A 21,429-nucleotide genomic window follows, 5' to 3' on the forward strand; every position below is an offset into this window, starting at 1 on the left:
TCATAGCCGTCACGCCGAATTTCCAAAAAATCCGTTACGCCGGTTATCAACAGGGTGCGCTTTTGTGGCAGCACATATACTTACAACAAATGTTTCATCATATGTGCGACACCGTGTTCGTCATTGGTTAAGGTGACAGCATCGGCTATCGATTTGATGTCTTCCCGGGCATTGCCCATCGCTACACCTTTTCCCGCAGCCTCCAGCATCGATTTGTCATTTAAACTGTCACCTACAGCAGCAGTTTCCTCGAGCGGAATATTCAGCTGTTTTGCAAGCCTCTTCAGCGCCTGCCCCTTGGAAGCTTTGCGGGAAGAAAGCTCAAAGTTGTGCTCAGCCGAACTGACAAGCGTCAAATCTTCGGCATGCTCATATCTTTTCCAGCCTGCCTCAAGCTTTTCTTTGAAGAAAGAAAAGCCGAGAATATTGTAAAAATCGATTGGCTCATCGGCTTCAAACAGCTCTTGAAAGGAGTTAATGTAAGCAAAGCCCGATTGGCTGTATTGCACCTCGGCCGCCTGCTTAAGGACAGAAAGATCCGCTTCCGGATTTGCGCTTCTGAATCTGTCGAGCTCAACATCAAGAAGTTCTCTGCCGTTTTGCGGCGTATAAATCGCTGAACCTGTGAATACCTCATAATAATAGTTTTCCGACTCAAGCCATGAGAGAATGTCATACGCCCGTTTCTTATCAATCGTTTCGTGATGATAAAGCCTGCCCTCGGGATCGTGAATGACGGCGCCGTTTGCACTGATGACCCATGTTTTGATCCCCAGCGGTTCAAAGATTGACATGACGTCAAAATGAGCGCGCCCAGTTGACACCACCACTTCAATGCCGTCCCGCTGCGCCTGCCGCAGTGCGTTTTCATTTTCCAAGCTTACCTGATGCTTGCTGTTGAGTAAGGTTCCATCTAAGTCAATCGCAATTAATTTCACGTTTGTCAGTCCTTTCCTTCATCCTGCTCTGTCACGAGAAGCTCAACGCCGTTTCGGTCAAGCAAGTCACAAAATGCCTGATTCGGCAGCCTGTCTGTAATCAAGAGGTCGATTTCATTCAGCTCCGCATACTGATAAAAACTGGTGCTGCCCAGCTTAGAATGGTCTGCAAGCGCAATTACCTGCTTTGCCTGCTGTATCATTTTCCGCTTCACCATGCCATCCTCTTCATGCGCAATTGTAATGCCATGTTCGGAAATGCCGACCACACCAATCAGCGCTTTATCAACATGGTAGCTTGAGAGCTTTTCAATCACAGAGGACCCGTACAGAAAGCGGTGCTCCTTTTCCAGCTTGCCTCCCAGCAGATAAATTTCAATTCCCTCTTTATCGGACAGCACATCCGCAAGATTAATCGAATTGGTGATTACGGTACAATCAACCGCATTCAAATGCTTTGCACATGCCTGAACAGTTGTAGAGGCGTCTAAAATCACCCGGTCTCCATCATGAATAAGCGATGCTGCAAGCCTGCCGATCTTATTTTTTTCCTCAGACACTGTTTTCAGGCGGCCGGAATAGCTTTGAATTTTCTGATGCACAGTCGGTAAAATGGCGCCGCCTCTTGTGCGGATGATGGCATTCTGTTCCTCAAGTTTCACAAGATCTCGTCGCGCTGTATCCCTTGACACTTGCAGGAGCGTACAGATCTGCTCCGTTGTAATTCGGTTATGCTGTTTTAAAAAATCCAAAATCGCTACTAATCTTTCTTCTTGGTACACGCCCTCATTCCTTTTCTCAGCAATCATTTATAAGTAATTATAAGTTTTTATTTGATTTTATTCAACATTAATAAGTGATTTTAAGTAAAAATGCGTCGAGAGAACCAATTTTTCCTAAGTAGGCAAAAAGAAAGAACCAGTCTGGTCGACTGGTCAATTTTGAGGGGATGATGCGAAGATCCGGATAATAGTGAATGGATAGATAACGGGAGGAGCAGGGGTGTCAATCAGCAGCTTTTTCCCGGGGTTTAGGGTCCATAAAACGAACAGTGTCAGCCAACACTTCTGTTACATACACGTTAACGCCTTCCTCGTTTTCATAGCTTCTTGTCTGAATCCGTCCGCTTACGCCGACGAGAGAACCTTTTTGGCAATACAACGCCGTGTTTTCAGCTGTTTTTCTCCAAAGTGTGCAATTGACGTAATCAGCTTCGATTTCACCTGAAGCATTCTTGAAGCTGCGGTTCACCGCGAGCGTAACATGTGCAACTGCCGCACCGGCGGAAGTGTAGCGAAGATCAGGATCTTTTGTAAGACGTCCGACAAGCATGACCTGATTGAACATGCGATTCCTCCTCTCCTTGCGGTTGTATGTATTGTAAATGATGCAACAAGAAAAGAAAAACGCTTAAAAATGGCTTTCAGCCTCTGTTTTTATCTTTCGTTTTCATTTTTCCTTCAGCTAAAAACATCTTTTGCTTTTTTCCTTTGAAGAAATATGTACTTTTTAAAAAACGGAAAAAGATTTGCTTTGTCAGCCAGTTTTGCGTATTCATGCGCACATAGGAAGAGCCATCCCACGCAAACCACTGAAAGCTCAATTTTTTTTCCGGCATTGACAGCTTGATTTTATACTGCTCCATGCCATCTTGTGTTTCGTATAAAAAACTTATTCTTCCTTTTTTGTTCAGATGAACCTCAAACACTTCTTTACGGCTTAACATATATGTTACTTCCTTTTGAATCAAATGACTTTCAGAAGGAACGCCGTCAATATAAATTTCTTTTAAACGAAATTGATTCATACCACATCTCTCCGTAATCCATAGTCAGTTACAGTATAATGAAAAAATAGAAATTATTAAATGTTTCGCTCATACAAAATTCTTTAGCCCCAACATTGCAGGATTTTTTCCTCGAAAACGTTTATGTTATAATGGAAGGCAAGAAAACTTTGGAAGTAATCGGGGTGAGAAGAAATGAAAACCTTTAAACTGGTTGACCTGAATGTGGAACGAGTGGACAAGGAAGAACAATCAATTGAACAGTTTCCCCTTATTGACGGACTGATTATAAATAAAGAAGACGGTGAAAATCACTGGCTGATTGAGGCGCTTGTACAGAAAGAACATCTGTCTTTTTTTGAACAGCTTCAAAACAGCCAATCTGAAGCCAAAGTATTTGTAACGATCACGAAAAAAAGCAATCGCCCCGCCCAGCTGACAGCAGCAGTGAAAAATATCGTCAAGCTGGAAGAAAGCATTCAGGTTTTACTCTACGGACAAATGGTCACAAGAAAACAGCAGGGCACTGAAACCATTCTCGAGTCCCTTGTAAAAGAGGGCTATACAGGAACAAAACTCATTGAGGCATTTAAGCAAAAATTATAAATATGAGGGGGCATGTTCCCCAAAACAGACTCAGAACCGAAGAGCATCACAATAGACATTTAGAATAGATATGTTCTGCATGAAAAAAGCTGCCGTTTTGAACGGCAGCTTTTCTCTTCGTGCTTTCACTCTTGCATATTTAATTTGTATGGCCAAAAGAATCAACCAATTCCCCTTTCACAACGAGGCGCCCTTCGGTTTTGACCGCCTTGTCACATGTGATTAACGTAATCTCCTTTTTGTTTGTCTCCTCAACTACATCTGCATCCATTTCCGATATGATGTCTTTCGATGTTACAGAATAGATATAATCCTTTTTAAAATCCGTGATGACAATTTGGGCACCTGTTTTTATGTTTTCCAGAGGTCCGAACAGAAGATTCTTTTGCTTCAAATGATGGCCCGCCAACGGATAATTTCCCTCACCCATTTTTTGATCCCGGCGCATTGTTGCCGCCCCTATCAAAAGATTTTCATTGGTTGTGCCTTTTACGATCGGAAGCTCCAGATCGACACTTTTAATTGTTATCCGCCGCCTTGATTGTGAAGTAAAAATAAGTATATTTCACGTGCTTTCGACGTTCTCCACTTGACTGGAATGCTTTAATGGCGATCCCGGCATCTGTAGCTTCAGGCTTTCCTTCAGAGGAATCAGAAATCTCAAACTCTATTTTCTCAGTGTTCAGCACATAACCGGCTGGCGCTTTCGTTTCAACAAAAGCGTATTGTCCCGGTGCAAGGCCTGAAGCTGTGACTTGATGATGCCGGATATGACTGGTTTCGAAGTCTGTATGAAAATTCGCGAACGATTCAGCATGGTTGATCTTCCGGTTCTGATCATTACAGCTGCCATTATCGGCCATGACAAATACAAGGCTTTTCATGCCGGAGCGAATGACATTTTGCAAAAACCCTATCATTACTCTGAATTTATGGCGCGTATTCAAAACCTGATAATGATGAAACATACAGCAAATCAAGCCACAAGAATGGAAATGGCGTTTCTCCAGTCGCAAATCAAGCCTCATTTTCTTTATAATGTATTAAACACGATTATTTCTCTCACTCATTTGGATATTGAAAAGGCCCGGGAGGTAACAGAGGAATTTACCAACTATTTAAGAATGAGTTTTGACTTTCAAAATACATCAGCCATCAGTTCCTTCAGACATGAGCTTTCGATTATCAATTCCTATCTTTCTATAGAAAAGACGCGATTCAGTAATCGGCTTGAGGTTCTTTTCGATATAGATGAAGACATTGACTTTATCCTTCCGCCTTTAATGATTCAGCCCTTGGTGGAAAATGCCGTTCTTCACGGTGTCAGCAAGAAAAGAGGCGGAGGATGGATCAAACTGACAGCTAAAAAACAAAGCAAAAATGAGTATCACATCAAAGTAGAGGATAACGGTCCCGGGATAACTCCGGAAAAACAAATAGATCTCTTATCAACGGATTTTGATCGCAGCGTCGGATTGAAAAATATCAATCAGCGGCTGAAACATTTTTGCGGAAGCGAGTTGATGATCAGCAGCACTCCGGATGCAGGCACCTCTGTCTCAATGCTCATTCATCTCGCTGAAACAACAGGAAGCCCTAAAGAACTGAAGGACACAGAACGAACCTAAACGAAAATTGAGATAAAAAAAGACGCCGTTTCTAACGGCATCTTTTTTATTCCGGCGACTTTGCTTGCTGCTTCAGCAGGTCTCTGATTTCTTTCAGCAGCTCCTCCTGCGCATCCACCGCTTCCTCCGCAGCCTCTTCTTCTGCTTCTTTTTTGCGCCTTAACCCATTCAAAGTCCGAATGACGATAAAAATGGAGAACGATATAATTAAGAAGTTCACAATCGTCTGTATAAAGCTGCCATATTTCACTACAGCATCGCCAAACGTAAACGACAGGCCTGAAAAGTCAAGCCCTCCCAGCAGCAAACCGACCAAAGGCATAATGATATCATTTACTAGAGATGTGACGATCTTTCCGAAAGCGCCGCCTATCACAACACCAATCGCAAGGTCTACGATATTCCCCCGCATGGCAAAGGCTTTAAATTCATTCCACATACAATCACCTGCTTTTCTATATTTGTAAAGAAAAAAAGACAAATGTGCCGCTGGCCATCTGCCTTTTTTCAATTATTCTCCGAGGGCAAAAGTCAGTTCTACTTCGCAAACGACTTCGCCATCAACTGTGGCAACGCCTTTTCCGCGCCCGATTGTGCCGCGGGCACGAATGATTTCAACCTCAAGGTGAAGCTGGTCACCAGGCTTGACTTGTTTTTTAAAGCGGCAGTTATCAATGCCTGCAAAAAAAGCCAGTCTGCCGCGGTTTTCTTCTTTAATCAACATCGCAACAGCTCCGACTTGAGCGAGTGCTTCTACGATTAATACGCCGGGCATAACCGGGTACTGAGGAAAATGTCCGTTAAAGAACTCTTCATTAGCGGTTACATTTTTATAGCCTTTTGCCCGTTTGCCCTCTTCAACTTCCGTAATCCGATCCACAAGCAAAAACGGATAACGGTGAGGAATAATTTCTTTAATTTGCTGAGTATCAAGCATTGTCTTGACATCTCCTTCATCTGCATTAGTATGTATAGCAATCATCAAAGATCCAATCTGTACATTTGAAAAGTATATTATGAATTAATCTCTTTTTCAACCGCGCTAAAATGTAACCAACTGTCAATGAGAGCCGTCAAAAGTTATGATATGATAATTATAGATTTTACCAATAGCAAAGAGGTAGGAAAATGATTTCGAAGTTTATTGAAAAAAGAATGCTAAACATGTTAGACGAGTGGTATTCCGCAATGAGCAAACGCAAAATGAATCACGTTTGCACACTGAAAGAGAAAATTGATCAGCACCTTCCAAAGATCAAAAAGAACACAAAACTTTGGATGCGTTATCAATTGTTTCAGGCCCGCCATCAGCTGCTTTTTGAAAACCAGAACGGACTCGATTCATTGTTCGATGGCCTATATGGCCTGGAAGACAAAATGGATGATGAATTGAAATATTATCTGTATTTTTTCTCTGGGTTATATGAGATGGTAAAAACAGCTCCGAAACATGCAGTACATCATTTTAAAAAAGCTGAACAGTACCTGGCCGCCATTCACAATACGTTTGAAGCCGCTGATTTATATTATCAAACCGCCGGCGCCTATTACTTGATGAAATCACCGCCGCTTTCCGTCCAATACGTCAAAAAAGCATTACACATCTATTTGCACCAATTCGGCTATATCAAAAAGGTAATCACCTGTAAACTTTTGCTCGCCGTGAATTATATTGATCAAGAACGCTATGAAAAAGCTGAACAGCTTTTCAAAGAAATCATTAAGAAAACCCAGCAACTACATGACGAAAACCTGCTATGCCACGCTTATTATAACCTTGGCTTTTTAAAAGCGACCGAGAAAAAAGACCAGGAAGCGCTTCTTTACTTTAGAAAAGTATTAAAGAATCAAGAATTTGAAATGAATTCACCAGTCTCATATCTTCATTGTGTGTACGAGTCTGTCAGAGCGCTTTTTAAAACAGGGAACATCACAGAAGCTAAAGCCGTCCTTCAAAAAGGAAAAGAATTATCTGAAAAGGTAGACATTCAAACCATTTATTTAAAATTAAAAACGCTTGAAGCCCTCTACACATCAGCCGAAGACCCTTATGAGCAGCTGCTCGAATATGTGCTTGAATTAGAAAAAATCGAGGCGTGGGTGGATTTAGAAGTGCTGTTAGAAGATATTACGGAATACTACAAAAAAAAGGACGATTTCGAAAAAGCCGCTTTTTTTATCATGCGCGGCTGATTGAAAAACGCCCATTTTCTTATTATCTGACTGAATTGATTAAACCGAGCATTTGATCTCCCATTGTGATCGTTCTGCTGTTCAGCTGATATGAACGCTGGGACGTGATCAAATCTGTCATTTGTTCTGAAATATCGACATTGGACATCTCAAGTGAGCCCTGCTGCATGCCGATGTTTTGTCTATTAGCGCCGTTCAGCTCTTCAAAAGCTGCCGCATTATCAATAGAGAAAAGGTTATTCCCTTCGGATTTCAGCTCTTGAGGGTTATTCACTTGGACAACGCCAAGATTAAACCGCTGAACCGCGTTTCCGTCAGATGCGGTTAAGGTGCCGTTCTTATTAATGGTGATATTCTTCATTGAGCTGTCGATGTTCACTGTATTGCCGTTCTCATCAAGTACGGGATACCCATTTCCAGTGACGAGCTGCAGCTGGTTGGCATTCGCAGCGGACGGCGTTACATACAGCGCCCCGTCCCTCGTATACTGGCGGTTTCCATTTACATTTACCTGAAGATACTGGTATGGAGACGTAAATGCGATATCCAGATCGCGATCGGTCTTCTGAATGCTTCCTTGATCAGAGACTAGGCGTGAACTCATCATCGCTCCGACGCCAAGGCGCAAGCCGGGCGGCGTTTTTCGGGCTTTTGCCACTTCCTCGTTTTTTTCATCAACCTGATCGAATTGCTGTCTGACAAGCTCAGAAAAATTCGTATCTTTTGCCTTATAGCCGGTTGTGTTGCTGTTTGAAAGGTTGCTGCTGATTGTGTCAATCTGCTGCTGCAGCTGGTTTAAGGTTGTTGATGCCGTTAGCATTGACCTGAGCATAGTTGATGTCCCCCGTTTTTTTCTTCCGTTTTCTTAAATTTTTCCAATTTCATTTGCTGCTTTATCCATACTTTTATCGTAAGCCTGAATAACCTTCTGATTCGCCTCAAACGATCTGTACGCTTCAGTCATTTCTGTATAGGCGCTTGTCACATCCACGTTTGAAAGCTCTGAGACGCCTTGTTTTAATGAATAGGCTACCTGATTATTTCCGGCTGCGCTTGGCAGATCATTACCGTCCGCCGTGCTGTACAAATCATTTCCGTCCCGTTTGAGATTGCGGACATCTTCCGCCATTCTGACATCAATCTGGCCGGCTGTGCGTCCGTTCGTTGTCACAGTACCGTTTTCAGACACAGTGAAATTCTCATTATCAACAGTGATTGGCTGGCGATCCGTCGATAAAATAGGGCGTCCGTTGATCGTCAGCTGATTGTTCTCATTTAGTGAAAATGTGCTGCTTTTTGAATAACGGATTCCATCCGCTGTTTGAACCGGATAAAAAAGAGCAGCTTTTTCATTGGTTTCCGCACTCATCGGAACTTGATTTTCGATCAATGCAATGTCTGTAGGCTGGTCTGTGGACTTCAGGCTTCCCTGTGTAAAGAGAGGCTTGAGCTCCTGCATATATACTCCGGTATTCACGGAACCGATTTCCGTCCTTGATGTCCCGGCCGGAGATTTTGATTCTATTCTGCTGAGCAGCATCTCAGGGAACGCGCGCATAGAGCCTTGATCAGCTTTATATCCTGATGTATTTGCGTTAGCAATATTATTTGAAAGCATTTCCGTTCTTCGCTGCTGGGCAATCATTGCGGATGTTGCTGTATATAATCCTTTTAACAAATTTCCCACCTCTAAAAATGGCATTTTTTCCAGTTGTCATATAGGAACGTTCGTTCTATAATAAAAACTCAGTATTTTATCCTATTATCGTCATTTAACATCTTTTCGTGAAGGCTTTTTCATAAAAAAACCTCATTCTTTTTCAGAATGAGGTTTGTGAAATCAGCTTAGTTTGCGTTTAGGAAGCTTGTCCATATTATCAAGCATGACACCTGTGCCGATGGCTACGCAATCCATAGGATTTTCAGCAACGAGGACCGGTACCTTCAGCTCTTCAGCAAGCAGCTGGTCAAGGCCGTTTAAGAGCGCGCCTCCGCCGGTAATAATAACGCCGCGGTCAATAATATCAGCAGAAAGTTCAGGCGGTGTTCTTTCGAGCACTTGTTTTGCAGCCTGAACAATAACAGCGACAGATTCACGAAGGGCTTCTTCAACTTCTTTACTGTTTACTGTAATTGTTCTTGGAAGACCGGAAACCATGTCCCGTCCGCGAATGGAAATTTCCTCGTGACGTGCGTCTGGGAAAACAGTTGCGACTTTAATCTTAATATCCTCCGCAGTACGTTCGCCGATCAGCAGCTTGTACTCGCGTTTGATATAATTTAAGATTTCCATGTCAAACTTGTCCCCAGCCATTTTAATAGAAGAGGAGGTGACAATATCGCCCATTGAAATAACCGCGATATCCGTCGTCCCGCCTCCGATGTCTACAACCATGTTACCGCTTGGCTGGAATATTTCCATACCCGCGCCGATAGCGGCAACTTTAGGTTCTTCTTCAAGGTACACATGTTTCCCGCCGCTTTTTTCTGCAGCTTCTTTAATTGCTTTTTGCTCAACGGATGTAATATTCGTCGGGCAGCAAATGAGCATGCGCGGCTTTGAGAACAGGCCTTTTACATTCAGCTTGTTAATAAAATGTTTCAGCATTGCTTCTGTTACTTCAAAGTCAGCAATAACTCCGTCTTTCAGCGGGCGAATCGCAACAATATTCCCAGGTGTACGTCCAACCATTCGTCTTGCCTCTTCGCCAACCGCCAGCACTTTGCCGCTGTTTTTATCAAGTGCAACAACGGAAGGTTCATTCAGAACAATTCCTTTACCTTTAACATGGATCAGTACATTTGCAGTACCGAGGTCAATACCAATATCCCTTGCAAACATCTATTTATATCCTCCTTGAAAATCTGTTTCACAGTAAATATCCACATTGTGCCCTAATTATATATATTATCATAAAATATAGAAAAAAAGTTGGAAGCACAATAAGTTCTTTACAAATTTTTGCGGATGTTTTATGAACGATTTCAAGAAGGCAATGCCAGGTGATTACGATTGCTGAACAGGCTCTCCTTCGAGAATTTCATCTTTTTTATATTTGAGCTTTGTCGCTTCTCCTCCTCTTAAATGCCTGATGGATTTATGATAATCGAGTATTTCTTTCACTTCGTTTGCCAAGTCGGGGTTAATTTCAGGCAGACGCTCTGTTAAATCCTTGTGTACTGTACTTTTGGAAACACCAAATTCCTTCGCAATGACACGAACGGTTTTCTTTGTCTCCACGATGTACTTCCCTATCTTGATTGTTCGCTCTTTGATGTAATCGTGCACACCACTCGACCTCCCTAAAATGGATGTGAGAAGTGTGAAATGAGATCCGTATTCTGTAAAGAGTCGTTCATTATGCCGCTTCTTCGTTGTATGGTTTTAAAAGTAAGTTTGTGAAATATGCCCACGATCCCTCACCTCAAACACTCTCTTTGTTAGGTTTGTAACAGTGTATTAGCATTCTTTTGGGAATATGCTAAAAACTCAATAAGGACAAGGGGTGAAACGAACTTTTTCAGATTCAGCAAACTATTTCGCGTCACTAAATTTTCATCTTTACAACTATTGATCGCTCCTGTAAAATGAAATAAGCAATTAGTTACTTAGGTAAGTTTTTTAGAAGGAGACCGACATGTCCTACGTCAACAGACACCTCATTCATCAAATCAACCAAAGCGCCCGCCTGATTGCCAAGAAAGCCAATGAACAGCTAGAGCCATTCGGCCTTTATTCATCTCAATGGTCAGTTTTATATTGTTTGCGTACGATCGGACCAATGACTCAAAAAGAGATTTGGTCCTATTTAAATGTGGAAGCGCCGACTGTGACTCGGACGATCAAACGCCTGGAGGAGAACGGCTGGGTTCAGAGACGGCAAGGTGAAGACAAACGGGAAAAACTTGTTGTCCTCACAAAAGAAGCCGAGAAAAAATACGAAGAAATCAATGTGAAAATGTTGAAATTCGAGGAAGAGCTGCTTGCAGATTTCCGGGATGAAGATAAAGAAGCTTTTTCTCATTTATTCCGCATGTTTTTACAACAATGAAAATAAGGAAGTGACATACATTTGAAAAAAGCGGATGCGATATGGACCAAGGATTTTATTATGGTCCTGCTTGTCAATTTATTTGTGTTTGTGTTCTTTTATACATTTTTAACTGTATTGCCGATCTATACACTGCAAGAGCTTGGCGGCACAGAATCACAAGGCGGGCTTTTAATCAGCCTGTTCCTTCTGTCTGCGATCATTACACGGCCTTTCTCCGGAGCCATCGTTGAGCGTTTCGGGAAGAAAAGAATGGCGATTGTATCAATGGCGCTCTTCGCCCTATCATCTTTTCTGTATATGCCGATTCATAACTTTTCCCTGCTGCTCGGATTGCGGTTCTTCCAAGGGATTTGGTTCAGCATTTTAACGACTGTTACAGGTGCAATTGCCGCTGATATTATTCCAGCCAAACGGCGCGGTGAAGGGCTTGGATACTTTGCCATGTCTATGAACCTCGCTATGGCGATCGGGCCTTTCCTTGGCCTGAATTTGATGAGAGTGGTAAGCTTTCCTGTATTCTTTACAGCCTTTGCGCTGTTTATGGTTGCGGGCTTACTTGTTTCGTTCTTGATAAAAGTGCCGCAAAGTAAGGACAGCGGCACGACTGTATTCCGTTTTGCGTTCTCGGATATGTTTGAAAAGGGCGCACTCAAAATTGCGACGGTCGGTTTGTTTATTTCTTTCTGTTATTCAACAGTCACATCATATCTGTCTGTATTCGCCAAATCAGTTGACCTTTCGGATATCAGCGGATATTTCTTTGTTTGTTTTGCGGTGACAATGATGATTGCACGCCCGTTCACAGGGAAATTGTTCGACAAAGTCGGACCGGGCATTGTCATTTATCCATCAATCCTGATTTTCTCTGTCGGACTCTGCATGCTGTCCTTCACACATAGCGGCTTAATGCTTCTGCTTTCAGGGGCGGTTATCGGTCTTGGCTACGGATCAATCGTTCCTTGCATGCAAACATTGGCGATTCAGAAATCTCCGGCTCACCGCTCCGGTTTTGCGACGGCAACGTTCTTTACCTTCTTTGACAGCGGAATTGCTGTAGGATCGTATGTATTCGGATTGTTTGTAGCATCTGCCGGCTTCTCTGCCATTTATTTAACAGCGGGGCTGTTCGTTTTAATTGCTCTGCTTCTCTACACGTGGAGCCAGAAAAAACCTGCAGAGGCTGAAGGAAAAGTGTCTATTGCAGAATAACTTGTCAGACTGCCGGGAAATCCCGGCAGTCTTTTTTCCATTAAAACACGGCGCCCTCTCGGTTGAACGAGAGAACGCCGCTTATAGCAATTATTCAATGACAGGCCGCGCAGGTGAATCAGGATCTAACGAAAAATCATAGGACGCTTCATCACGAAACATCGGATCGGCATATATGGATTGTTGATCGTTTTTTGTTGCTTTTCGATACGAAGAAAATGAATCATATTCTTTCTTTTTCCACATCCATATGCCGTCTTGATCCGCTTCCTTGTGGTACACGTTATGATTGACCGTATTACCTTCGTTTTCTGTAAAGTCGTTTCCGATAAATAATCTGGAATCACCGGCCGTCAATATATTCTTTTCAATTGTGTTGTTTTTCGTATCGTACTGCAGCAGCAGCTGTCCGCCGTACAGTCCCTTTGTGTCATTCCGGTACATAATATTGCGGGCAATCAGAGAATTGCTGGTGCCGCCCCGCTTTTTGTCATATCCTCCGATTGAAATACCGGTGTACGCATTGTTGTACACTTTGTTGTCTGTGATCTGAATGGCATTTGCATACTTTCCTTTGTGTTCAGACGTTGCTTCAATCCCAATATCGTTATCGTAAACTGTGTTGTTCTTAATTTCGATATCGTGTCCTCCATCGACATAAATCCCGCCCGCTGAGTATTCATCTCCATAAGCAGGATTGCCGTAAGTCGAGTTTTGATAAACTGTATTGTTTTCTACGACTCCGTTTCGCACGTAATCGTTTTTATCCGCGGTTCCCTCATAACCAATTAGATCAATCCCGATGTTATTATTGTTGCGGACCACATTGCCTGCAACTGTGAAGCCGTCGATATTACCGTTCAGCACAACTGCTTCACTCGCTCCAAGCGTCAGTTTCTCAACTGTATTGTCCTCGATTCGGATGTCTTTCATGCTGCCAGTCCCATAAACTGCGATTCCGTGAGCATTTCCTTCATCCGCTGTTGTCTTAATCCCCCGGATGTGATTATCCTTAATGGCGATATGACTGCTGGACCCTGATACATAAATCCCTATAGCAGTTGCTTCCTCAGATGAAACAGAAAGATCTTGAATTGTTAAACCGCTGATGGCAATGTCATGTTTATCGTGAATACGAATAAGCGGTGTTTCATATTCAGCGTTCGCAACGGATTCACCGCTAATCACGACGTTTTCATTTTCATAGTTTCGGAATGTGATAGGCTTTCCGTCCGTACCGCTGTGCTTTACATCAAGGGTCTCATGATACGTGCCCTCCCGAATCATGACAGTTGTGCCGGCAGCAGCCTTCTCAGATGCGTGTGCCAATGTACGAAACGGCTTTTCTTTTGTTCCTTCATTTTGATCACTGCCATTTGGCGAAACATACAGATAATCCCCAGATCCTTCCTCATTCGCTTTTGTCTTATCATAAACGAAAGCGAGGATGACAGACGTTAAAACACCCGCCAAAAGAATAAAATACCATTTTCTCATTTTCGATTCCCATTTCGTTTTAGAATAGATTTCTAAAACCATTATAAATGTTCTATTTATGGAAAACCATTTCAAAAATATGAAAATATACCGTCTAAATAGATCTTATTCAGCCTGGCGGACCTGCGCATGTTCAACTGTTTCAATTGCCAATGATGCAGGCGGGTGAACACGCATCAGAACAATGTAGAAAAGAAAGGAAATCAGCACACCTACAAACCAAGAAATATCGTATAAGCTCTTCAATACAGGAACATACATGCCAATCAGCGAAATCAGCGCTCCTAACATTGTGGCTGCAAACGCACGGTAATTGTAGCCCTTCCAATACACATACCGTCCTGTTTCGGAATACAGGTCATCTACCGAGAGCTCACGTTTGCGAATGATAAAATAGTCGGCCATCATCACGCCTGCCACCGGTCCAAGCATGCCGCCTATTAAGCCAAGAAACGCATACACGCTTGTCGCGCTCTCCATCAGCTTCCACGGAACCGTAAATAAAGCGAGCAACGCTGTGATAAAGCTGCCACGTTTGAAATTGATATATTTCGGCAGGGCATTCGCTATATCATAAGCGGGTGATACGATATTCGCCGCGACATTTACAGAGATCGTGGCGATGCAGAGTGTGATCACGGACAAGACGATGACATAAGGGTTATCAAACCGCGCCAAAATATCGACAACATCCCAAATCGGCTCTCCGAACGCGACCTGCGAGCCGGAGGTCACCGTAATACTTGCGAATGCGAACAGCGCAAACGTTCCCGGCAAACCGTAAAATTGTCCTTTGATTTGCTCTTTTTGTGTTTCAGCAAACCGTGTAAAATCAGGTATATTTAAGATCAATGTCGCCCAGATGCCGATGATGCCAGTAACTCCGGCAGCAAACGGCCAGAATGTTTCTGAAAACGTATGAAACTTTCCTGGTTGAGAGTATATCGGGCCCAATCCTCCAGCAATATCAACGGCCCACCATACCATGCCGCCAAATACCAGATACACTAAAGGCCCTGCCCACACCTCAAAACGTTTAATCGACTCCATGCCGTGATGCAATACGAGTAAATGAATGGCCCAAAAGAATACAAAGGAAAGCAAACCGGACAAGTGAATGCCGAGAATGTTCCACTCGCCGCCAATTTCTCCCCAACCTGGCCACATATTCAAAAGCAAAATGTTCAGTGCCGTGCTACCCGCAAAGGTCTGGATGCCAAGCCACATGATAGCTGTAAACGCCCTTAGAAGCGCGGGGATATTCGCGCCGTATATCCCGTAAGAAGCCCGAATGATCACTGGAAACGGCAGCCCGTATTTTGTCCCCGCATGGCCGTTTAAGGCAAGAGCGCCAAATAGGATAAGTGATGCCGTAATAATGATCGCCAGCACCTGCCAAGGCGAAAGGCCGATCGCAATTAATCCTCCCACGGTCGCGTAGGTCGGTATGTTATGTATACATCCCATCCAAATGGAGGCAAAGTTCATTGCTTTCCACGTCCGTTTTTCCTGTCCCAAAGGCACCAGATCTTCATTGCTCAGCCTGTTGGATTGCTGCTGACTCTCTTTTAATTTCATAGCCGGCTCCCCTTTCCATATTGTCTATATGTCGTCACACGTTATGTTTTTTGACATTAGATGTCACTTAATATAACTGAAGAGTCAGACAATAACACTGGCTATGATATACAATTTTCCCGTTTGTATTTGAACAGCTTAAACAAGAAAAAGAGACAGACCTCAGAGCCCGTCTCTTTCTTAAGATGCAGTTTTCATTAATGCAGCAAATCTCACAGCCATTAACAGGCTTGCTCCGCCCGCTATAATCATAATGATTCCCATCATATCAAAATGGGCTGCCGTGATTTCTTTACCAAAAAGAATGCCAAGGATCACCGAAGACAAAATCGATCCTAGGTAACGGCAGGTTTGAAACAGGCCTGAAGTCGTTCCTACCATGTTGGAAGGACTCGTTTCCAGCATCGCTGCCTGAAGCGCGACATTGCCCAGTCCGTAGCCTATACCCAAGAGCGACAGAATGAGGCCTTTACCGATGGTCTGGACATTGATAAAAAAGATGGTTAAGAGCACGGCTCCAGCCGTCATCAAAAGCGCTCCCGCAAAGATCGGCTTGACGACACCAGATCGGTCGATCCATTTGCCGGTTAGAGGTGACACAACGATGCTCATTCCAGACATAAACAGCATAAACAGGCCGCTCGTTTGAACAGAAAGATGCATTTCATCCTGAAAGTAACTTGGCAAACCAAAAAATAAACAATAGAAGAAAACATTCAATAAAATAAACTGAACATACACGGCTGACAGGTTTCGCTGTGTTTTAAACAGACGGACATCAATAAACGGCTTATCCGTTTTCAGCTCGCGCCAGACAAACGCACAGAGCAGAAGCAAGCCAAGCACACCTTCAACCGCATGCGGCGACGTGCTGAACGACAGCAAAAAGGATAGAAGGAAAATGATTCCCCCGGCAAATAAAACAATTCCAAGAATATCGAGCTGCCGAATAATGGTTTTGATTCCTGCCCCTTTTTTCTGATCTTTCGGGAACATATACAGGCCCAATAAGAAGCTGAGGATAATAAACGGCAAATTAACGATAAAGATCGCCGGCCAGCCTCCCCATACAATCAAAAACCCGCCGGCTGTCGGCCCCAGCGCCGTCATGGCGGACGCAAAAATAGAGAGTACAGCCAAGGCTGAAGCTTGGCGCTCATGAATATGATTCCGAATCAAGCCGACACCTGACGGATAAATCGCACTGCTCCCCACCGATTGAAACAGCCGCATGACCAATAATGTCATAAACGTCGGCGCAAACGGCGCCCCGATGGCAGAAACCGCAACAAGAATAAGCCCGAATAAAAACAAGCGTTTCCGCCCAATCAAATCACCGAGCTTTCCCGTTACGGGCTGCGCTACGGCACTCGCCAAGTAAAACGAGGAAATCAGCCAGGAAACCGTTGTAAACGAGAGGTGAAACTCATGCTGGATGCTATGGAGCGCAAGAGAGATCATAGACGAGTTCAGCGGATTCAGCATTGTTCCCGAAGCCACAGCTGTTAAAAAAACAGCTCGGCTTTTTTTCGATAACATCATTTCACTTGTTCCAGAAACTCTTCCGTTGTCCGCGATTTACCGATTCTCGGGAAAATAAAGCGCAGTGTGGCTTCATGCTCTTCATCGCTAAATGTGGACATGGCATCTGTAATAAAAATCTGCTGATAGCCAAGCTGAAATGCCTCCCGTGCTGTGCTTTCCACCCCGATATTCGTTGCGATGCCGCACAATACAATCGTATCAATGCCGCGACGTCTCAGCTGCAAGTCTAAATCTGTGCCAAAAAAAGCACCCCATTGCCGTTTTGTCACAGTATAATCGCCATCCTGCACACCGATTTCCGGAACAAATTCGGCCCAGTCCGCCGGCATTTCCCCTGAACCTCCCTGCGCAGGCTCATCCGTTTGCGGCTTCAGGGCGTCCGCTCCATCATGAAAGGCTACATTTACAAAGCTGATGAACCCGTTATGTTTCCGAAATTCATCTACGAGCTTTTTCGCGTTCGGGACAACCTGGCCGCTTTGATCAATCGGCACAATCCCCTTTTGTAAATCAATGATAACCAATGCTGTTTTTTGAAAATCAATGTTGAGTGTATTCATCATACGTCTCCTCCTGATACTGTTAGTGTTTCTCACATTGCATATTTTACTCTTCACACTGCCTAAGTTCTTTTATGATGCTTGTGAAATTCTCAGAAGGAACGTTTTCTCATGATTTTTCTTTTATGTAGTAGTAACAGGTTGTGCATACGAACAAACCGGCAAGCACTGTAATCATAAGGGGCGTCATCGCTTCATCACCTGCCTGCTGTCTATCGGTTCCTGCCTGAAAATGCCCATGAATTTGCGGCGGTCCATCCAAAGCAGGATAAGACACATAACCATTAATATCGTGCTAAGATCCTGCACGCCAATATCAAAACAATAGTTAATCAAGACGATGTTCACAATAATGGGCATAAAAATAACCGCCCCTAATGCAGCCGTTCGCGGAATCAGTAATAAAACAGCTGCCAGGATTTCACCAAAACCTATAAACAGTTCATAGACATGAGAATAACCGAAAAATGTCCACACGATCGTAAACCCCTTCCCGGCAGCCGCCTCGATTTCAGGCGTCACCTCGCCAAACTGGCCAATTACCACTTTCGCCAGACCGTACACGAAAAAATTAAAGGCTAAAAACAATCGGAACGTCGCGGGAATCGACTTGCGTACCGCTTTCCTCAGCCTGCCGCCTTTCTTCATCATACATCCCCCTCAGTGTATTATTTGATATAGTACACTTAATACAGTATAGAGTATTCTAATTAATGTCAATTCCCTTTTCAGCTCATATGAATAGCTTCTTTTATAGATACAAAGTCTTATATCGTAAAAAATGCCGTTCTCCTTTCTTTCCGTCCCTCGATAACATTCCTTAAAAACCATGTCAGGAAATCTTACATGAAAATGTTTTATCATTCTTTTTTCTCTATAATGAAGAAATATAATAATTGCTTTTTATTCTGAAAGATACGGAGGAATGAGACATGCAAATGGGCGATACAGTTTTTATGTTCTTTTGCGCTTTACTCGTGTGGCTGATGACCCCGGGATTAGCGTTATTTTATGGAGGAATGGTAAAGAGCAAAAATGTGCTGAGCACTGCCATGCACAGTTTCTCTTCCATTGCCATCGTTTCCATCGTTTGGGTGCTGTTCGGATATACACTTGCCTTCGCACCAGGCAATTCAATCATCGGCGGGCTGGAGTGGGCCGGCCTCAAAGGGGTCGGATTTGATCCGGGAGATTACAGCGATACCATCCCCCACTCGTTATTTATGATGTTCCAAATGACGTTCGCCGTTCTGACTACAGCGATTATTTCCGGGGCCTTCGCAGAGCGGATGCGATTCGGCGCTTTTCTTTTATTCTCGGTTTTATGGGCCTCTTTGGTTTACACACCCGTAGCGCACTGGGTATGGGGCGGCGGCTGGATCGGCCAGCTTGGAGCGCTCGATTTTGCTGGCGGCAATGTTGTTCATATTTCCTCCGGTGTGGCAGGACTTGTTCTTGCCATTGTGCTCGGCAAACGGAAAGACGGTACAGCGTCTTCTCCGCATAACCTCATTTACACCTTCTTAGGAGGAGCTTTGATTTGGTTCGGCTGGTTCGGCTTTAACGTCGGCAGCGCTTTGACTTTAGATGGTGTAGCCATGTACGCGTTCATCAACACAAACACCGCGGCTGCAGCCGGGATCGCCGGCTGGATCTTAGTAGAATGGATCATTAACAAAAAACCGACAATGCTCGGAGCGGTATCTGGGGCAATCGCCGGGCTTGTCGCCATTACGCCGGCTGCCGGATTTGTCACACCGTTCGCTTCCATTATTATCGGCATCATCGGCGGAGCTGTTTGTTTCTGGGGAGTATTCTCGCTTAAAAAGAAATTCGGATACGACGACGCGCTTGACGCCTTTGGCCTGCACGGGATCGGCGGCACATGGGGCGGAATCGCAACAGGATTATTCGCAACAACCTCTGTTAACTCAGCGGGCGCAGATGGGTTATTTTACGGTGATGCAAGCTTAATCTGGAAACAAATCGTCGCCATCGCCGCCACTTATGTTTTTGTATTTATTGTCACTTTCGTTATTATTAAAATTGTAAGCCTCTTCCTTCCCCTTCGCGCAACTGAAGAAGAAGAGTCACTTGGGCTTGACTTAACGATGCACGGGGAAAAAGCATATCAAGATTCTATGTGAGGAGTGACGCTATGAGCGGTCAAATGTTCAAGGTAGAAATTGTAACGCGTCCGGCAAATTTTGAAAAGCTGAAGCAGGAACTCGGAAAAATCGGAGTGACCTCTCTGACTTTCTCCAATGTACACGGCTGCGGCCTTCAAAAAGCACATACGGAGCTCTATCGAGGGGTAAAAATAGAAAGCAATGTATACGAGCGTTTAAAAATAGAAATTGTGGTCAGCAAGGTTCCTGTTGATCAAGTGACAGAGACCGCTAAAAGGGTGCTGAAAACGGGATCACCAGGTGACGGTAAAATATTTGTCTATGAAATCAGCAATACGATCAACATCCGCACAGGCGAAGAAGGACCTGAAGCACTTTAATATCGGTACGAGATTCGGACACTCCGGATCTCTTTTTTTGTGCACAGAATCCCCCCAGAAACCGCGATTCCTCTTCGAATTCTCTTCAAGCGCCGTTATTTCAGACAATCTCTATTTTTATTTGAAACTTTTCATGAGTAAGATTAGTCTACTAAATATAAAAATGTAAAAGGTGATTATTTGAACTACGAAATTTTTAAAGCAATCCATGGACTATCTCATCACAATTCAGTTCTCGATTCCATTATGGTCTTCATCACGGAATATGCCATTGTCGCCTATGCCCTTATCCTATTGGCAATCTGGCTGTTTGGGAACACACAAAGCAGAAAACATGTGCTATACGCAGGCATCACAGGAATTGCAGGCCTTGTGATCAACTATTTGATTACGCTTGTTTATTTCGAACCGCGCCCGTTCGTTGCGCATACAGTGCATACACTGATTCCGCATGCTGCGGATGCTTCATTTCCAAGTGACCATACGACAGGTGCATTAGCGATTTCTATTGCGATGCTTTTCAGAAACCGCAAAATCGGCTGGCCGCTTGTCATTTTTGGGCTTTTGACAGGCTTTTCGAGAATTTGGGTGGGACATCACTATCCGGTAGATGTATTGGGCAGCCTCGTTGTCGCCATCATTATCGGGTTCCTTTTCTTTAGATTTTCAGATCTGCTTCGCCCGTTCGTCGATTTGGTCGTGAGGATCTACGAAGCCATTATCAATAAACTGACGAAAAAACCAACCGATCAAAATTTCTAAGAAAGACAAAAGCCGGCGTCTGAAATCAAGACAGCCGGCTTTAATATTTCTCATACATCTCTTGTTTTCTTCGCTTCGCCAACACATATAAACCATAAAACAACCCAATTCCAACAGCATCGATGAGCACATCCCGGATACAACCATTCCTGCTGAAGAAGAGCTGAAGAACTTCTGTGAAAAAAGCAAACGCAAATGAGCCGGCTGCAGCTGATCTTATGCTGCCCCGCTGTTTCCACAGCAAATATGTCAGCACAAAGAAGGAAAACGCGTGTCCGATTTTTTGAATAAACGCTTCAGGTACAGTAAGCTCAGTAAAATCCATAACTAAAAATTGAGACAGATCAGGGTGCGGCTGAAAATGAAAAGCCACCGTTTGCGATACGACCATGCCGCTGAAGCTTTCCGTACAGACAGAAAGCAGGATAAAAAAGATCCAGCCTGCGAGCAATAGGCGGTTCATGACATAACCTCCTTTATAACGTACGTGCCTACATGTAACTACATAGACGGTAAAACAAAGCAAAAAGTAACAGAAAAAAACGCCCATCACAAGGATAGAC

The 21,429-nt window shown here is 43.8% G+C and carries 25 protein-coding genes and 1 pseudogene; 8 read left to right on the forward strand and 18 right to left on the reverse strand.

Features of this window, described 5'->3' with window-relative positions:
* Positions 1–80: 80 nt before the first annotated feature.
* The 4 genes from ywpJ to ywpG all read right to left on the reverse strand — a co-directional run bounded on the left by ywpJ (position 81) and on the right by ywpG (position 2,745).
* Positions 81–938: a phosphatase YwpJ gene (gene ywpJ / locus NST22_RS18980; RefSeq protein WP_003242946.1), complete on the reverse strand. Its 858-nt coding sequence runs from the start codon at positions 936–938 to the stop codon at positions 81–83.
* A 5-nt stretch (positions 939–943) separates the two neighbouring features.
* Positions 944–1,720: a transcriptional regulator GlcR gene (gene glcR / locus NST22_RS18985; RefSeq protein WP_003244075.1), complete on the reverse strand. Its 777-nt coding sequence runs from the start codon at positions 1,718–1,720 to the stop codon at positions 944–946.
* Positions 1,721–1,943: 223 nt separating this feature from the next.
* Complete coding sequence (ssbB, locus tag NST22_RS18990; RefSeq protein ID WP_003227798.1) at positions 1,944–2,285, reverse strand: single-stranded DNA-binding protein SsbB; 342 nt, start codon at positions 2,283–2,285, stop codon at positions 1,944–1,946.
* A gap of 76 nt (positions 2,286–2,361) precedes the next feature.
* A complete protein-coding gene (gene ywpG, locus NST22_RS18995; protein ID WP_003227796.1) occupies positions 2,362–2,745 on the reverse strand; it encodes a DynA interaction protein YwpG in 384 nt (127 codons plus the stop codon).
* Between the two features lie 174 nt (positions 2,746–2,919).
* Between ywpG and NST22_RS19000 the strand changes: the two genes are divergently transcribed.
* On the forward strand, positions 2,920–3,330 hold the full coding sequence (locus NST22_RS19000; RefSeq protein ID WP_003227794.1) for a YwpF-like family protein: 411 nt from the start codon (positions 2,920–2,922) through the stop codon (positions 3,328–3,330).
* Positions 3,331–3,469: 139 nt separating this feature from the next.
* Here the strand turns inward: NST22_RS19000 and NST22_RS19005 are convergent.
* Positions 3,470–3,862: pseudogene (locus NST22_RS19005) on the reverse strand (class A sortase); the annotation flags it as partial.
* A 259-nt stretch (positions 3,863–4,121) separates the two neighbouring features.
* Here NST22_RS19005 and NST22_RS19010 point away from each other — a divergent pair.
* Positions 4,122–4,958: a histidine kinase gene (locus NST22_RS19010; RefSeq protein WP_003227787.1), complete on the forward strand. Its 837-nt coding sequence runs from the start codon at positions 4,122–4,124 to the stop codon at positions 4,956–4,958.
* 46 nt (positions 4,959–5,004) lie between these two features.
* Here NST22_RS19010 and mscL read toward each other — a convergent pair whose 3' ends face one another.
* Positions 5,005–5,397 (reverse strand): large conductance mechanosensitive channel protein MscL, encoded by a 393-nt coding sequence (gene mscL / locus NST22_RS19015; protein ID WP_003242893.1) that lies wholly within the window; start codon positions 5,395–5,397, stop codon positions 5,005–5,007.
* 72 nt (positions 5,398–5,469) lie between these two features.
* On the reverse strand, positions 5,470–5,895 hold the full coding sequence (gene fabZ, locus NST22_RS19020) for a 3-hydroxyacyl-ACP dehydratase FabZ (RefSeq protein ID WP_003221796.1): 426 nt from the start codon (positions 5,893–5,895) through the stop codon (positions 5,470–5,472).
* A gap of 191 nt (positions 5,896–6,086) precedes the next feature.
* Here fabZ and rapD point away from each other — a divergent pair, with 191 nt between their 5' ends.
* On the forward strand, positions 6,087–7,151 hold the full coding sequence (gene rapD / locus NST22_RS19025; protein WP_003227782.1) for an aspartate phosphatase RapD: 1,065 nt from the start codon (positions 6,087–6,089) through the stop codon (positions 7,149–7,151).
* A gap of 22 nt (positions 7,152–7,173) precedes the next feature.
* On the opposite strand, the gene flhP is transcribed toward rapD, so the two are convergent.
* The 5 genes from flhP to NST22_RS19050 all read right to left on the reverse strand — a co-directional run bounded on the left by flhP (position 7,174) and on the right by NST22_RS19050 (position 10,565).
* The gene (gene flhP / locus NST22_RS19030; RefSeq protein WP_003244381.1) at positions 7,174–7,983 is read right to left on the reverse strand and encodes a flagellar hook-basal body complex protein FlhP; all 810 of its coding nucleotides are present in this window, start codon (positions 7,981–7,983) and stop codon (positions 7,174–7,176) included.
* Positions 7,984–8,016: 33 nt separating this feature from the next.
* Entirely contained in the window at positions 8,017–8,829 is an 813-nt protein-coding gene (gene flhO, locus NST22_RS19035) for a flagellar hook-basal body complex protein FlhO (protein WP_003244097.1), read from the reverse strand.
* A gap of 162 nt (positions 8,830–8,991) precedes the next feature.
* Positions 8,992–9,993: a cell shape-determining protein Mbl gene (mbl, locus tag NST22_RS19040; RefSeq protein WP_003227776.1), complete on the reverse strand. Its 1,002-nt coding sequence runs from the start codon at positions 9,991–9,993 to the stop codon at positions 8,992–8,994.
* Positions 9,994–10,158: 165 nt separating this feature from the next.
* Positions 10,159–10,440 carry a sporulation transcriptional regulator SpoIIID gene (gene spoIIID, locus NST22_RS19045; RefSeq protein ID WP_003221804.1) on the reverse strand — a complete coding sequence of 94 codons (282 nt, stop codon included), beginning with the start codon at positions 10,438–10,440 and terminating at the stop codon, positions 10,159–10,161.
* A gap of 14 nt (positions 10,441–10,454) precedes the next feature.
* On the reverse strand, positions 10,455–10,565 hold the full coding sequence (locus NST22_RS19050; RefSeq protein WP_010886628.1) for a protein usd: 111 nt from the start codon (positions 10,563–10,565) through the stop codon (positions 10,455–10,457).
* 224 nt (positions 10,566–10,789) lie between these two features.
* On the opposite strand from NST22_RS19050, the gene NST22_RS19055 reads away from it, so the two are divergent.
* The gene (locus tag NST22_RS19055) at positions 10,790–11,203 is read left to right on the forward strand and encodes a MarR family transcriptional regulator (RefSeq protein WP_003227771.1); all 414 of its coding nucleotides are present in this window, start codon (positions 10,790–10,792) and stop codon (positions 11,201–11,203) included.
* A 21-nt stretch (positions 11,204–11,224) separates the two neighbouring features.
* Entirely contained in the window at positions 11,225–12,415 is a 1,191-nt protein-coding gene (locus tag NST22_RS19060; protein WP_003227769.1) for an MFS transporter, read from the forward strand.
* 90 nt (positions 12,416–12,505) lie between these two features.
* Here NST22_RS19060 and NST22_RS19065 read toward each other — a convergent pair whose 3' ends face one another.
* The 5 genes from NST22_RS19065 to NST22_RS19085 all read right to left on the reverse strand — a co-directional run bounded on the left by NST22_RS19065 (position 12,506) and on the right by NST22_RS19085 (position 18,246).
* Complete coding sequence (locus NST22_RS19065) at positions 12,506–13,912, reverse strand: right-handed parallel beta-helix repeat-containing protein (RefSeq protein ID WP_003243080.1); 1,407 nt, start codon at positions 13,910–13,912, stop codon at positions 12,506–12,508.
* A gap of 105 nt (positions 13,913–14,017) precedes the next feature.
* Positions 14,018–15,490, reverse strand: coding sequence for an allantoin permease (gene pucI, locus NST22_RS19070; RefSeq protein ID WP_003243156.1), 1,473 nt, complete (start codon positions 15,488–15,490; stop codon positions 14,018–14,020).
* Between the two features lie 180 nt (positions 15,491–15,670).
* Positions 15,671–17,029, reverse strand: a complete 1,359-nt coding sequence (locus NST22_RS19075) for an MFS transporter (RefSeq protein ID WP_003243939.1) — start codon at positions 17,027–17,029, stop codon at positions 15,671–15,673.
* Positions 17,029–17,598, reverse strand: a complete 570-nt coding sequence (locus NST22_RS19080) for a hydrolase (RefSeq protein WP_003227761.1) — start codon at positions 17,596–17,598, stop codon at positions 17,029–17,031. The genes NST22_RS19075 and NST22_RS19080 overlap by 1 nt, the downstream gene beginning before the upstream one ends.
* Before the next feature lie 183 nt (positions 17,599–17,781).
* A complete protein-coding gene (locus NST22_RS19085; RefSeq protein WP_003227759.1) occupies positions 17,782–18,246 on the reverse strand; it encodes a hypothetical protein in 465 nt (154 codons plus the stop codon).
* A gap of 281 nt (positions 18,247–18,527) precedes the next feature.
* Here NST22_RS19085 and amtB point away from each other — a divergent pair, with 281 nt between their 5' ends.
* The 3 genes from amtB (at position 18,528) to bcrC (ending at position 20,866) form a co-directional block, all read left to right on the forward strand.
* Entirely contained in the window at positions 18,528–19,742 is a 1,215-nt protein-coding gene (amtB, locus tag NST22_RS19090) for an ammonium transporter AmtB (RefSeq protein ID WP_003227757.1), read from the forward strand.
* An 11-nt stretch (positions 19,743–19,753) separates the two neighbouring features.
* Positions 19,754–20,104 (forward strand): P-II family nitrogen regulator, encoded by a 351-nt coding sequence (locus tag NST22_RS19095; protein ID WP_003221829.1) that lies wholly within the window; start codon positions 19,754–19,756, stop codon positions 20,102–20,104.
* A 180-nt stretch (positions 20,105–20,284) separates the two neighbouring features.
* A complete protein-coding gene (gene bcrC, locus NST22_RS19100) occupies positions 20,285–20,866 on the forward strand; it encodes an undecaprenyl-diphosphate phosphatase BcrC (protein WP_003243362.1) in 582 nt (193 codons plus the stop codon).
* Positions 20,867–20,906: 40 nt separating this feature from the next.
* Here bcrC and NST22_RS19105 read toward each other — a convergent pair whose 3' ends face one another.
* Positions 20,907–21,329, reverse strand: coding sequence for a VanZ family protein (locus tag NST22_RS19105; RefSeq protein WP_003227753.1), 423 nt, complete (start codon positions 21,327–21,329; stop codon positions 20,907–20,909).
* Between the last annotated feature and the right edge of the window lie 100 nt (positions 21,330–21,429).

The organism is Bacillus sp. PS237, from assembly GCF_037963345.1.
Classification (GTDB): domain Bacteria; phylum Bacillota; class Bacilli; order Bacillales; family Bacillaceae; genus Bacillus; species Bacillus subtilis.